General features: G+C 47.1%; 16 protein-coding genes. All 16 read left to right on the forward strand.

The window, feature by feature from the left end; genetic code table 11:
- Window positions 1–67: 67 nt before the first annotated feature.
- The 16 genes from M3661_RS06315 to spoIVA all read left to right on the forward strand — a co-directional run bounded on the left by M3661_RS06315 (window position 68) and on the right by spoIVA (window position 12,579).
- Window positions 68–712: a flagellar brake protein gene (locus M3661_RS06315; RefSeq protein WP_251482999.1), complete on the forward strand. Its 645-nt coding sequence runs from the start codon at window positions 68–70 to the stop codon at window positions 710–712.
- 78 nt (window positions 713–790) lie between these two features.
- Window positions 791–1,066 (forward strand): hypothetical protein, encoded by a 276-nt coding sequence (locus M3661_RS06320; RefSeq protein ID WP_251483017.1) that lies wholly within the window; start codon window positions 791–793, stop codon window positions 1,064–1,066.
- 119 nt (window positions 1,067–1,185) lie between these two features.
- Window positions 1,186–1,878, forward strand: a complete 693-nt coding sequence (cmk, locus tag M3661_RS06325) for a (d)CMP kinase (RefSeq protein ID WP_065290839.1) — start codon at window positions 1,186–1,188, stop codon at window positions 1,876–1,878.
- Window positions 1,879–1,890: 12 nt separating this feature from the next.
- Window positions 1,891–2,478: a lysophospholipid acyltransferase family protein gene (locus M3661_RS06330; protein ID WP_021252905.1), complete on the forward strand. Its 588-nt coding sequence runs from the start codon at window positions 1,891–1,893 to the stop codon at window positions 2,476–2,478.
- Window positions 2,479–2,620: 142 nt separating this feature from the next.
- On the forward strand, window positions 2,621–3,838 hold the full coding sequence (gene rpsA, locus M3661_RS06335; protein WP_065290841.1) for a 30S ribosomal protein S1: 1,218 nt from the start codon (window positions 2,621–2,623) through the stop codon (window positions 3,836–3,838).
- 104 nt (window positions 3,839–3,942) lie between these two features.
- Window positions 3,943–4,548: a hypothetical protein gene (locus tag M3661_RS06340; protein WP_251483037.1), complete on the forward strand. Its 606-nt coding sequence runs from the start codon at window positions 3,943–3,945 to the stop codon at window positions 4,546–4,548.
- Window positions 4,549–4,658: 110 nt separating this feature from the next.
- Window positions 4,659–5,981 (forward strand): ribosome biogenesis GTPase Der, encoded by a 1,323-nt coding sequence (der, locus tag M3661_RS06345; RefSeq protein WP_021252902.1) that lies wholly within the window; start codon window positions 4,659–4,661, stop codon window positions 5,979–5,981.
- A gap of 12 nt (window positions 5,982–5,993) precedes the next feature.
- A complete protein-coding gene (plsY, locus tag M3661_RS06350) occupies window positions 5,994–6,608 on the forward strand; it encodes a glycerol-3-phosphate 1-O-acyltransferase PlsY (RefSeq protein ID WP_065290843.1) in 615 nt (204 codons plus the stop codon).
- Window positions 6,598–7,632 carry an NAD(P)H-dependent glycerol-3-phosphate dehydrogenase gene (locus M3661_RS06355; RefSeq protein WP_251483039.1) on the forward strand — a complete coding sequence of 345 codons (1,035 nt, stop codon included), beginning with the start codon at window positions 6,598–6,600 and terminating at the stop codon, window positions 7,630–7,632. The genes plsY and M3661_RS06355 overlap by 11 nt, the downstream gene beginning before the upstream one ends.
- A gap of 104 nt (window positions 7,633–7,736) precedes the next feature.
- The gene (locus M3661_RS06360; protein ID WP_021252899.1) at window positions 7,737–8,009 is read left to right on the forward strand and encodes a stage VI sporulation protein F; all 273 of its coding nucleotides are present in this window, start codon (window positions 7,737–7,739) and stop codon (window positions 8,007–8,009) included.
- 152 nt (window positions 8,010–8,161) lie between these two features.
- Window positions 8,162–8,341, forward strand: coding sequence for a DUF2768 family protein (locus M3661_RS06365; RefSeq protein WP_065290844.1), 180 nt, complete (start codon window positions 8,162–8,164; stop codon window positions 8,339–8,341).
- A 69-nt stretch (window positions 8,342–8,410) separates the two neighbouring features.
- Window positions 8,411–8,710 (forward strand): 2Fe-2S iron-sulfur cluster-binding protein, encoded by a 300-nt coding sequence (locus tag M3661_RS06370; protein WP_251483041.1) that lies wholly within the window; start codon window positions 8,411–8,413, stop codon window positions 8,708–8,710.
- Window positions 8,711–8,781: 71 nt separating this feature from the next.
- A complete protein-coding gene (locus M3661_RS06375; RefSeq protein WP_251483043.1) occupies window positions 8,782–9,384 on the forward strand; it encodes a nucleotidyltransferase family protein in 603 nt (200 codons plus the stop codon).
- A 70-nt stretch (window positions 9,385–9,454) separates the two neighbouring features.
- Window positions 9,455–9,811, forward strand: a complete 357-nt coding sequence (locus M3661_RS06380; protein WP_065290846.1) for a 2Fe-2S iron-sulfur cluster-binding protein — start codon at window positions 9,455–9,457, stop codon at window positions 9,809–9,811.
- A gap of 69 nt (window positions 9,812–9,880) precedes the next feature.
- A complete protein-coding gene (locus M3661_RS06385; RefSeq protein WP_251483045.1) occupies window positions 9,881–10,615 on the forward strand; it encodes a DUF3939 domain-containing protein in 735 nt (244 codons plus the stop codon).
- A gap of 485 nt (window positions 10,616–11,100) precedes the next feature.
- Window positions 11,101–12,579 carry a stage IV sporulation protein A gene (gene spoIVA / locus M3661_RS06390; protein ID WP_021252893.1) on the forward strand — a complete coding sequence of 493 codons (1,479 nt, stop codon included), beginning with the start codon at window positions 11,101–11,103 and terminating at the stop codon, window positions 12,577–12,579.
- The last annotated feature ends 126 nt before the right edge of the window (window positions 12,580–12,705 follow it).

A 12,705-nucleotide genomic window follows, 5' to 3' on the forward strand; every position in this document is an offset into this window, starting at 1 on the left:
GGAAAATGGAACCTTTTTCTTTTTGGCATATTAGTATCATGGTATAATCTTCATGGAGGGGAAGCATATGTTACCGAATGTCAGTGACACCTTGTACGTGCAGCCGGTTCGGGATGAAGCGGACGAGCTTGCTTATAAGGCGAGAGTAACGGAGATAAATGAACAGCTGATCTGGATGGAAATCCCGCTGTCGGAACAGACGGGGAAATACGGCTTGTTCTCCAATGGAGAGGAGCTGAATGTCTACTTCTCGCAATCAGATGGGGTAAAGTGGCATTTTCGTACACAGGTAATGGGCAGGCGCAATGAAACCATTCCGATGATGTCAATTCGGAAGCCTGAGCCCCATTGGGTATCACGAATGCAGAGACGCAACTATTTGCGTGTACAAGCGTCGTTGGAGATGGCAATCAGTACGTTGGATGGTGTGAAATTTCTAGCATTGACAGAGGATATTAGCGGTGGAGGCCTCTCCTTTGTTACTGAGTCCAAATGGGGGCTGCGCGAATCACAAATCATCCAAAGCTGGGTTGCAGTACCGTTCCGCAGCGGTGCTATCGAGCATGTTTTCTTTACTGGGCAGATTGTTCGTGTTCAGCCTCTCAATGATGAGCGCCAGTTAATCATGCTTAAGTTTGACCAGATTGCGAATGTAGAACAGCAGAAACTGATTCGTTATTGTTTTGAACGGCAGTTGGATTTACGGAAATAACATACATATGTGTTGAAACTGTGCATAGCTTGATTGCAGGGTTGCCATACTACTTCCAAAACGAAGGGGTGGCTTCTTATGCACAGTCGATTGAAGAAGAAACCAAACCGTAAAATAGCATGGCGCACTTATACAAAACATATCACACATCCAGAGATATGCGGCTTATTATCGAAATGGCTAGTTCGATCGTTATTATGGTTCGTACTCTGTGTTGTAGCCGCCCAATCCTTACTGCTTGTTGGTACGTTTCGACCGTGGGTGTCGCCTGTGGATAGGCTCGAAGGGGTTCCTTTTCATCCTCCTTTTGAGGAAGAGAATCTATCATTCGAGAGAGGCTTGCAGAAGAGGTGACTGCGATTCCCTTTTTGCATCCCTATTCTATGTGTGGTATAATTTTCACGTCGCAGGCAACGCCTGCTTTTTTCTTGAATGGTGCATGAAATGTTTTTCTACGAAGGGAGTCAGCCCCGTTGACACAGTCAGATCACAGCAGACATCACATAAATATTGCCATCGACGGACCTGCGGGAGCTGGTAAGAGTACGGTTGCACGCCTAGTTGCGCAAGAGCTTGGGTATGTATACATAGATACCGGTGCGATGTACCGGGCAATATCTCTTCACATGTCACGAGCCGGCATTCAACCCGATGAGGCAGCAGCACTCTCTGAAGAGCTGAAACGAGTCACCTTGGAACTGAAGCCGGAAGGCGAGCGGCAATTTGTTATTTTGAATGGTGAAGATGTTACGGATGCAATTCGTACGTCTGAGATCAGCCGCTTGGCATCTGATTATGCCAAATCCCAAGTCGTTCGTGAGCAGTTGGTACATATGCAGCGTCAAATGGCAACACGCAAAGGTGTCGTTATGGATGGACGAGACATCGGTACACATGTACTTCCTGATGCAGAATTGAAGTGGTTCATCACAGCCTCTGTGGAGGAACGAGCCCGCAGACGTTATGCAGAATGGAAGGACAAGGAGAACGCTTCTCTTGAGACGTTTATCCAAGAGATTGCGGATCGGGATCGTCAGGACGAGACACGTGAGGTGTCCCCACTTCGTCAAGCTGAAGATGCCGTTCTGCTTGATACGACAGGAATGGCAATTGCTGATGTTGTTTCGACGATCGTTGAGCGTGCTAATTTACAAAAGAGTTGGTGAGCTGTAACAATTATGTTCTATACGTTTGCAAGAGCATTGCTTCGAGTATTATACCGGTTCTTGTTCCGACTTGAAGCGAAGAGGAAGGATTACGTTCCTAAAGAGGGCGGTGTAGTCCTCTGCTCCAATCATATAAGCTTATTAGACCCTCCAGCAATCGGGATTATGTTGGATCGCAAGGTTCGTTTTATGGCGAAGGCTGAACTATTCGACGTCCCAGTGCTGGGTAAGATTATAAACGGTCTCGGAGCCTTTCCGGTTAAGCGCGGCGGAGTGGGCAAAGAAACCATTCGAACTGCTTTTAACCTGCTTCGCGACGGGGACATCATGGGGATCTTCCCGGAAGGCACACGCAATACAGATGGTGCTGTCGCAGCGAAGAAAGGTGCAGCGATGATTGCCTTGAAGAGCGGGGCTGCCGTTGTTCCTGTTGCCGTAATTGGGGAATATAAGCTGTTCCGCAAGACGAAGGTCGTATATGGCCCGCCGATTGACATGTCTGACTTATTGGAGCATGGAAGCGGTGCACTCGAGCTGGCGACTGAACGCATTATGGAGCATATCCATCGCATTATACTCGAGGAAACGGCTGCTTCGTAATTCATGCATGTTTTTGCTTCGATGGTATGATACTACAGGTATTATTTTTCTGGTATGCAGTGACCAATAGTTGGTAAGGAACTCTGCTTCATTCGTGGAGCGGGTTTTGAATAAATGGGGTTCAATCGAGGAGGTATTTCACATGTCTGAAGAAACAAAAGTTAACGAAACTGCCGAAACGGCAAGCCAAGAAGCGTTGGAGAACATCGTTTCCTTGAAGAAAGGTGACACCGTAAAAGGCACAATCGTCAAAATTGATGACAATCAAGCAGTAGTAAGCATTGGCTATAAATACGATGGCATCATTCCTGTGCGCGAGCTAACTGCGGTATCGGTTGACAATGCTGCAGATGTGGTTGAAGTGGGCCAAGAAGTTGAATGCAAGGTTGTTAGCATTGACGATGAGAAGGAACGTCTTGTTCTGTCCAAGCGTCAAGTTGACAGCGAACAGGCTTGGGACGACATGCAGAAGCACTTTGAAGCACAGGATGTGTTCGAAGTAACAGTCGCTGATGTTGTAAAAGGCGGCGTTGTAGCCGATGTTGGCGTTCGTGCATTCATCCCTGCATCCATGGTTGAACGTCATTTCGTTGAAGATTTCAGCGAATACAAAGGCCGTACGCTCCGCGTGAAAGTAAAAGAAATTGACCGCGAGAACAACAAGCTTATCCTCTCCCAAAAGGATGTATTGGAAGCGGAATTTGAAGCTAATAAAATTCGCGTTATGGAAGGCTTGACTGAAGGCCAAGAGCTCGAAGGAACAGTTCAACGCTTGACTCAATTTGGTGCATTCGTTGATGTTGGCGGTGTTGATGGACTTGTTCACGTGTCTGAATTGGCATGGAGCCATGTTGAGAAGCCTTCTGATGTTGTATCCGAAGGTCAAAAGGTAAAAGTAAAAGTACTGAAGGTTGATCCTGCTAACGGCAAAATCAGCCTAAGCATGAAAGCAACTCAACCAGGCCCTTGGGAACAAGCGGGCAACAACATCAAGACAGGCGATATTCTGACAGGTGAAGTGAAGCGTTTGGTTGATTTTGGTGCATTCGTTGAAGTGGCTCCTGGCGTGGAAGGTTTGGTTCACGTTTCCCAAATCGCTCATCGTCACGTTGCTACACCTTACGAAGTATTGAAGCAAGGTCAATCTGTACAAGTAAAAGTGCTTGATTTCAACCCTGCTGATAAGAGAGTAAGCCTCAGCATCAAGGAAACAGAAGAAGCTCCTGCAGCACCAGCACCGAAGGCTGAGAAAAAAGTAAAAGAAGAATTGAACAACCCAAATGTATCCCTTACGAACCAAGCAATGAGCGTTACGCTTGCTGAGCGTTTTGGCGATATGTTGAATAAGTTCAAAAACTAATCTATTCATAAATGCAAATAACGGCGGACTCTTTAGAGTCTGCCGTTTATTTTTGTACTGTGCATCAAATAATAGCATCAGACAAGGAAGGGGGCGCGGTCTCGATGACTTCATCAGGTGTGTTGTCAGTAGCGGTGTGGGTTTGCTTTGCAATCTTGATAGCAAGCGGTTGGCGTACGTCCCTATTCGCGGCTGTTACGCGGTCACAGGTGATTATTGTCGGACTTAGCTGGCTGCTTCTTCACAATTGGACGATAGCGTTGTCATACGGCAATCAAATAAATGGCGCATGGGTGCTATGGATGGTGTTGGCTGTATTTTTCCTTGGGCAACAGTCAGGTGGAAAGCTCATTACCGTATGCGGCCATGTCGCCATGCTAGCTGCAATTTGGATGTGGCTCGAGCTATTAAGCCGATTTTCCATGCAAATGTCGAATTCTCAAACAAACATTTGGCTGATAGCAGGCATCTTCTCGTGCTATATTCTGTTGTTTACAACAAATTGGCAGCTGCAATGGATCATCTTGACACTTGGATTAACCTTAGGAGAAGTTCTCATCCATCTGCGTCTGCATACGTTAATTACTGCTGGAGAAGGGCAAGTTCAGGATGTATGGTGGCTGTCGTTTCTGCTTGTTCGTCTGATGTCAATTATGATGGTGTGGATGAAAGAACGGTTTTTGAAAGGGCTTCTTGGCTCCGAACAATAGTGGGAAATGCGCTTTCTTCGAGTATTTCAACCATTTACGTTAGCCAAGACCCGCTTTTTTTGATATGATGATGTACGTGTATAGTTGCAAAATATGAAGGAGTGAACTGCATGGCAAAACCCATTGTTGCCATTGTCGGGCGGCCGAATGTCGGCAAGTCCACCATTTTCAACCGAATCATCGGCGACCGATTGGCTATAGTGGAGGACAAGCCTGGTGTAACTCGTGACCGTATATACGGAACGGGAGAGTGGATTGGCAAGCCGTTCAATATTATCGACACAGGCGGAATCGAAGTTTATGGTGAAGATGAAATGCTGCGTTCCATCCGCGTGCAAGCGGAGCTTGCGATAGAGGAAGCAGATGTAATTGTATTTATGTGCGAAGCGAAGTCTGGCGTAACGCAAGCGGATGAAGAAGTGGCACAGATGTTATTCCGCTCAGGCAAGCCGATTGTTCTAGCGGTAAATAAAGTCGACAACATGAGTCGTATGGATGACATTTATGAATTCTACAGCCTTGGCTTTGGGGATCCAGTTCCGATTTCAGGATCTCACGGTACAGGGATTGGTGATTTGCTGGATGAAGTCGTAAATAATCTCCCGGATTTATCGGATGAAGAATATGATGAAGATGTCATTAAAGTAGCCTTGATCGGCCGACCGAACGTAGGTAAGTCTTCTCTGGTTAACGCAATACTCGGCGAAGAGCGCGTTATCGTCAGTGATGTAGCGGGAACAACACGCGATGCAATCGATACACCGTTCGAGAAGGACGATCAGAGGTTCGTGCTCATCGATACGGCGGGTATGCGCAAGCGTGGCAAAGTATATGAGACGACTGAAAAGTACAGTGTCATGCGTTCGATGAAGGCAATCGAGCGAGCAGACGTCGTACTCGTCGTCATTAATGGTGAAGAAGGCATTATTGAACAAGACAAGCATATTGCAGGTTATGCGCATGAGGCAGGCAAGGCGGTGCTGTTCGTCGTCAATAAATGGGATATCGTTAATAAAGATGATAAGACTATGCAGCAATTCGAAACCAAGATTCGCGACCATTTCTTATTTATGACGTACGCACCGATTGTGTTCTTGTCTGCGAAGACTAAGCAGCGTTTACATAAACTGCTTCCTGTCGTACAGCATGTTGCTCAGCAGCATGCCAAACGCATTCCAACACATTTGTTAAATGACGTTGTAACTGATGCAGTCGCCTATAATCCGCCGCCAACGGATAAGGGAAGACGTCTCAGAATCAATTATGCGACGCAAGTTGCGGTTAAACCGCCAACGATTGTCGTATTCGTTAATGATCCTGAACTGATGCACTTCTCCTATGAGCGATATTTAGATAATCGTATCCGTGCAGCGTTCGACTTTGAAGGGACACCGATCCGGATATTCACACGCCGGAAATCCGACGAAAGTTAGGAGCGAGCGGAATTGACGCTATCTATTATCGCAATTGTAGCGAGTTACCTTCTCGGTTCAGTCAGCTTTAGTCTTCTGATTGGAAAGTGGCTTCGTGGTATTGATATCCGTCAACACGGGAGCGGTAATGCGGGCGCGACCAATACGTTGCGCGTATTAGGCAAAGGGCCAGCGGCTGGGGTTCTCCTGCTTGATGCAGCCAAAGGAATGGTAGCCGTTCTTATGGGGTATTTGCTATCGGATTACACATGGGTCATGGTGCTAAGCGGGATTGCCGCCATCGTTGGTCATAACTGGCCCGTTTATTTTCGCTTCCGCGGGGGGAAGGGGATTGCTACCACAATTGGGGTACTGGCCGTTCTAGCTTTTTGGCCAGCCCTATGTGCTGGCATTATCGCGATTGCTTCAATTGCTTGGAAACGTTATGTTTCGTTAGGATCATTGCTTTTTGCTGGACTGACTCCGATATTTATTTTGTTATTCCAATATGATTGGAGCATTTTCTGGGGCAGTTTGCTGTTATGCCTATTTGCATTCTATCGTCATCGGAGCAATATCGTAAAGCTGGTTCAAGGGACGGAGAACCGGCTTGGCGCGAGCAAAGGGGGCGTGTCCCGTGTCCGTTAAAGTTGCTGTATTCGTAGCCGGTAGCTGGGGGACTGCCCTAAGCGAGGTTCTCGCCCATAATGGACACGATGTGTATCTATGGACGAGAAATGAACAGCAGGCAGAAGAGATCAATACGGTGCATACGAACGGGAAATATCTGCCGAACGTTACCTTGCATCCCGGCATTCGGGCAACCAATTCCGTCGAAGAGGCTATGAGCGGTGCGAAGGCTTGCGTTGTTGTAGCACCATCTGCTGCGATGCGCCAAGTTGCGGGAATGATGAAGCCGTATTTGACGGACGAGATGGTTGTCGTACATGCGACGAAGGGATTTGAAACCGAAACGTTAAAGCGCATGTCAGAAGTGCTTGTAGAGGAGCTTGGATGCAGCTCAGATCGAATAGCTGTGCTGTCAGGTCCGAGCCATGCCGAAGAGGTTGTGAAGCAATGTCCAACAACGGTAGTCGTTGCATCAACCAGTACGAAGGCTGCTGAACATGCGCAGGATTTATTTATGAACGAATCCTTCTTTCGTGTCTATACCAATCCAGATGTGATTGGTGTGGAACTTGCAGGAGCGCTCAAAAATATAATTGCATTAGGCGCAGGCTTATCCGATGGACTGGAGTTCGGGGATAATGGCAAGGCTGCTTTGTTAACACGCGGCTTGGCTGAGATTGCTCGGCTCGGAGTTGTGATGGGAGCGAATGCGATGACATTTGCCGGCCTTGCGGGCGTTGGCGATCTAGTTGTAACTTGTACGAGCAGACATAGCCGGAACTGGAGAGCTGGCTCGCTGATAGGTCAAGGTATGGCGGTTGATGAGGTGTTGGCTCATATGGGGATGGTCGTTGAAGGTATCCGTACAACGAAGGCGGCTCATTTCTTGGCTGACCGATATGACGTCCAAATGCCGATTACAGAGCAGTTATATCGAGTATTATTCGAATCTCGTGATCCAAAGACAGCAGTTGAATGCTTAATGGGTCGAGTTCGTAAGAACGAAATTGAAGAAGTGGCCACATCGGATTGGTCATCCTAGATATTGATGGGCTTGCACGGACTCTATTATTGGCTAGTATCCTTATCACCTTCATTTATTCGTCGACATACACTGTATAGAGTACAGACCCGAGGAGGGGCGATATGTCGAATAAATTTCCGAAGGATGCATTGAATGCAATCAATAAGAAGTCTGGCAAGAACATAACGGAGAATCAAATCAAGAAGCTTGCAGGTACGGTGAAGCCTTCGACGATGCAGAATGAGGCGCAGTTGCGGCAGCTGATTAAGCAAGTTGCTTCAATGGCCAAACTCCCTGTCTCAGAGTCGACAATAAATGACATTGTCAGCACCGTGAAGAAGAGCGGAGTTAACGCAAACAACCTGGAAGCATTGATGAAGTTGATGAAGAAGTAGCAGGTACAATCGATTTGGTGTAAAAAGAAGACGACACGACAGCGAGTAGCTGATTGTGTCGTTTTTTTGTGCATGTTCGTGCAAAACGTTTCTCTTCTAATTCATCGAATGGTATAATGAGAGCAGTTTGAACGAATGGGAGAATCGGGAAAATGGACAGTATGACAAAAATGTGGGTATCCTTTATAGGAATAGGCCTAATGGCCTTTTCTGCACTGCTCATTGCTTTTGCCAGAAGTAAGACGAGAGGCTGGGTACGAGGTATTCTTTCGCTTATTGCGTTCATTATGCTGCTTGCAGGTATGGTATATGGATTTTTCTCCATCTTGTAGGCGTAATTAACACTTTACTCAATACATATCGTCATTGACGATAAGACGGTCGAAGGAGTGTGATTGAGAATGGTGGACATCCTATTCATAGGCAAGACGAAGCAAGCGAGTATATCTGTACCTGTAGGTACTACTCTGCTGGATGCCGCAAAGGAATCTGGAGTAGATTGGAATTATGCTTGCACGCGCGGAACATGTGCGAGATGTCGCTGCTTAATCGAAGACGGACGAGAATATGTATCCGAAGTGACGGATGCAGAGTGGAACCGTATGGAGGAAGAAGAATTCGAGCAGGGTTATCGGCTCTCTTGTCAGGTCGTTGCAGAAGCGGATGGCTTCATTCGTGCAGTTCACAAGCCGTATTTTTGATCATAGGCCTGACTGGTGACTGGCAGCCTGAATAATGCAGCATGGATTCAAATGTGAATGGAGCAAATGGCATGATATCATTATCCGAACCAATAATGGGGACAATTGAACAATTAGTAGCATCAGCGAACAACGATATGAAGCACTGGATGCTAGGTGGGAGCTGTGGATTAGTTCTACAAGGGGTACCGCTTGGCCGGGAGCCTCGTGATGTGGATATCTATGCGGATGAGCCCGATGCAAAGCAGCTACAGGAGCAATGGAATCCATATGCAACCGATGCGCCCGAGTGGAATGCAACGAGTACTTATCATTCCTTATTAAGTCATTATCAAATATGCGGAGTTCCCATTGAATTGGTTGGTCAATTCATCGTGACTACACCGCAATGCCAATACAACACAATCATTCGTGATGCCTTATGGAATCATCGCATCATCTATAATATTGACAGATATCGCATCGCGTTAATGCCGCTAGCTCATGAATTGGTCTTCAATATATTGCGTCAGCGGGAAGATCGTACAGCTTCGATCGCACAGGTAATCAATGCTGCTCCTGAGCAGCATATTGCTGCTATGAATACGGTATTGGCAAATTGCTCGGAACCTGCGTATATACGTTCCATCGTGAATGAAAGGTGTCCGAATATGATGTCTTTTTTATTTGTCTAATGTAAATGATTTGTAAATAAAGGTGGAGTCGCATGAGCCCTACCAACGTTGAGGAAAGGGGCTGGCTAGTATGGGGACAAACGTGCGGTTCGAGCCTTCTGGCAAGGTATGGGGGGCTAAGCGCTCGATGTCGTTATTGGATGCCGCGCAACGCGCAGGTGTTCCGATACGCACAAGATGCAGCGGGAAGGCGGGCTGCTTGATGTGTAAAGTACAGGTATCAGCGGATAAAGAAGGACTAATTGGAGAGCCCACGTTAGCAGAGAGCAGCAAGCTAGGTATCCATTCAGCAACTGGGCTTCGTTTATCGTGCCAGACACTGCTGACAGGGAATCCAGGTACGGTTACGGTGGAAGTCCCAGAAGATCCTTTGAAAGCCATTATTCGCCGCAAGCTAGCGGAACAGGAAGATGACAGCTTGTGGTAATGCCAGAATAAAATGAACAGCTCTATCTTCAAGTGTGGAATTGTGATTGTGACTGAGGAGGAGAAGTAGTTGAGGTCGGGGAGACAAATCTGTTGTATCGTGCTATTCGTTATCATGAGCATGACACTTCAAGGATGCTTATATCCGAAGGAGATGCGCAAGGAAAGCCAACAATCGGTTCGTGAGGGCGTACTTCTTGTCCAAAATGCTGTGGATCAGTATCAGAAGGATACAGGTCTGCTTCCGCTAGTAAGCAGCGATGAGAGTGTTCCACGATATGAGAAGTTCCGTGTGAACTTTGAATTGCTCAAGCGAAAAGATCTGCTTAGCGCAATTCCCGGGAGTGCATTTGAATCAGGTGGCTCGGGTGTGTATCTGATTATTGATGAAGAGACGATTCCGAAAGTGAAGGTGATGGATTTACTTACTTCACAGCGGGTCAATGATCTTGCTCGTGCTGTTGATGCGCATATACGGGCTAAGGGTGCGTTGCCGAAGCAGGAGGAAGTATATCCTGGATTCTATCGAATTGATGAGAAGCTGATAGGCATACAGCCTGTAGAAGTTCGAAGTCCGTTCAGCCGAAGTGTACTGTCGTTCATGATGGATGAGCAAGGAAGGATATACGCAGATTATGCGCAGGATATTATGCAGCTTGTGGAAACCTCTGGGAAGCAGCCTACAGGTCAAGAGAAGGATCTGAGGCCCATGCTTGCGGATGCCTCCTTCTTTGTGCCAGTGAAGTCAGTCGTGTACAAATGGAGCAACGGTGCGCCTGTACCTCAAGAAGAGACTTCTAAATAGACAAATGGAATGAAAGGAAGGCCGGTCGATATGTTCGACTGGTCTTTTTTGCATGCGAACATGGATGACAGGTTGGTACAGAAATAGAAAAGACGATTTACTCATCGATATGCAAGATAATGTCATACTTCATTTCTAACTTCATATATCTGATTTGGAAGGCGTTTGTTGATACGACCTTTTGCGTTCGTGCCCAAGTGGGGGGTCACTCACGGATGAGCATCACTATCTACTAGAACTGAATCATTTACGAAAAATGTTTTGTGTGAGGGGCATATTTATGCCATCTAGCAAATAAGATGTTACTAGTCCAAAAGCATGTACGAGTTGCGTCGAAATGCCCTTGTACGACGTGAAATCTCGGCGGCGAACACTGGCGACAACGGCAACAGCTCAATCCTAGCAACGGTGCCAATCGTTTCTGAAGGGCGAGAGGCGAACGTTGTCTCGTAGTCCGTCGGAAAAATTTGAGGAGGGGATATCAATTGGAGAAAGTGGACATTTTTAAGGACATAGCCGAGCGTACCGGCGGGGATATTTACCTCGGGGTCGTCGGTGCGGTCCGCACAGGGAAATCGACGTTCATCAAACGATTTATGGAAACGGTCGTATTGCCTAATATCACGAATGAATCAGACCGCATTCGCGCAGTTGACGAATTGCCGCAAAGCGCAGCAGGTAAGACCATTATGACGACCGAACCCAAATTCGTTCCGAATAATGCAGTTCAAATTAAAGTAGCGGAAGGCTTGGATGTTAACGTTCGTCTAGTGGATTGTGTTGGCTATGCGGTAACCGGAGCCAAAGGCTACGAGGATGAGAATGGCCCGCGCATGATTAATACGCCGTGGTTCGAGGAGCCGATTCCATTCCAGGAAGCGGCCGAAATCGGGACACGCAAAGTCATTCAAGAGCACTCCACATTGGGCGTTGTTGTGACGACTGATGGTACGATTGCTGAGATTCCTCGAAGCTCGTATATCGAATCCGAGGAGCGCGTCATTCAAGAGTTAAAGGAAGTTGGCAAGCCATTCGTACTGATTATTAACTCGACGAAGCCTCGCAGTGATGAGACGATTGCACTCCGCAATGAGCTGCAGATTAAATATGACATCCCAGTAATGGCGCTCAGTGCAGCGACGATGGGCGAAGAAGATGTAATGGGCGTTCTTCGTGAAGTTCTGTATGAATTCCCAGTACATGAAGTCAACGTGAATCTTCCGAGCTGGGTTATGGTTCTGAACGATACTCATTGGCTGCGCTCCAGCTATGAGTCGTCGGTACGGGATACAGTCAAAGATATTAGACGCCTGCGGGATGTTGATCGTGTTGTGCAGCAATTTATGGAGTATGACTTTATTGCCCGAGCTGGTTTGAGCGGCATGGACATGGGTCAAGGTGTTGCTGAGATTGATTTGTACGCGCCGGACGAATTGTACGACCAAATTCTGATGGAAGTGGTCGGGGTAGAAATACGAGGCAAGGATCACTTGCTTCAGTTGATGCAGGAATTCGCACATGCGAAGCGGGAATATGACCGATTCGCGGATGCGCTTGAAATGGTGAAGACAACTGGCTATGGCATTGCAGCGCCTACCTTGAACGAAATGGCTCTCGATGAGCCTGAGCTGATTAGACAAGGCTCACGCTTCGGGGTAAGGCTCAAAGCAACTGCTCCTTCCATTCATATGATTCGCGTCGATGTTGAATCGGAATTCGCTCCGATTATCGGAACGGAGAAGCAGAGCGAAGAGCTGATGCGCTACTTGATGCAGGACTTTGAAAACGATCCAACGAAGATTTGGGAATCTGATATTTTCGGTAGATCCCTCCATTCCATCGTTCGCGAAGGCATACAAGGCAAAATCGCCATGATGCCAGACAACGCTCGCTACAAGCTTCAAGAGACATTGGGCCGGATCATCAACGAAGGCTCAGGTGGATTAATCGCCATCATATTGTAATCGGATTGCAAGGAAGCCTAAGTCGCTATTCCAGATTGGATTAGCCACTTAGGCTTTTTGTATGTTCCTGTAAAAATTCATCGATCTTTTATTGCTAAATCAATTTACAGACTCGAAGGAAGCGGG

Origin of the sequence: Paenibacillus sp. MER 180 (assembly GCF_023713665.1) — a bacterium.
GTDB lineage: Bacteria > Bacillota > Bacilli > Paenibacillales > Paenibacillaceae > Paenibacillus_B > Paenibacillus_B suaedae.

Excerpts from the sequence above, each read along its gene's own strand:
- M3661_RS06340 (WP_251483037.1), top strand. The coding sequence starts at position 3,943 with ATGACTTCATCAGGTGTGTTGTCAGTAGCGGTGTGGGTTTGCTTTGCA.
- M3661_RS06365 (WP_065290844.1), top strand. The coding sequence starts at position 8,162 with ATGGACAGTATGACAAAAATGTGGGTATCCTTTATAGGAATAGGCCTA.
- M3661_RS06360 (WP_021252899.1), top strand. The coding sequence starts at position 7,737 with ATGTCGAATAAATTTCCGAAGGATGCATTGAATGCAATCAATAAGAAG.
- M3661_RS06370 (WP_251483041.1), top strand. The coding sequence starts at position 8,411 with ATGGTGGACATCCTATTCATAGGCAAGACGAAGCAAGCGAGTATATCT.
- M3661_RS06375 (WP_251483043.1), top strand. The coding sequence starts at position 8,782 with ATGATATCATTATCCGAACCAATAATGGGGACAATTGAACAATTAGTA.
- M3661_RS06320 (WP_251483017.1), top strand. The coding sequence starts at position 791 with ATGCACAGTCGATTGAAGAAGAAACCAAACCGTAAAATAGCATGGCGC.
- M3661_RS06380 (WP_065290846.1), top strand. The coding sequence starts at position 9,455 with ATGGGGACAAACGTGCGGTTCGAGCCTTCTGGCAAGGTATGGGGGGCT.
- M3661_RS06315 (WP_251482999.1), top strand. The coding sequence starts at position 68 with ATGTTACCGAATGTCAGTGACACCTTGTACGTGCAGCCGGTTCGGGAT.
- der (WP_021252902.1), top strand. The coding sequence starts at position 4,659 with ATGGCAAAACCCATTGTTGCCATTGTCGGGCGGCCGAATGTCGGCAAG.
- M3661_RS06330 (WP_021252905.1), top strand. The coding sequence starts at position 1,891 with ATGTTCTATACGTTTGCAAGAGCATTGCTTCGAGTATTATACCGGTTC.
- rpsA (WP_065290841.1), top strand. The coding sequence starts at position 2,621 with ATGTCTGAAGAAACAAAAGTTAACGAAACTGCCGAAACGGCAAGCCAA.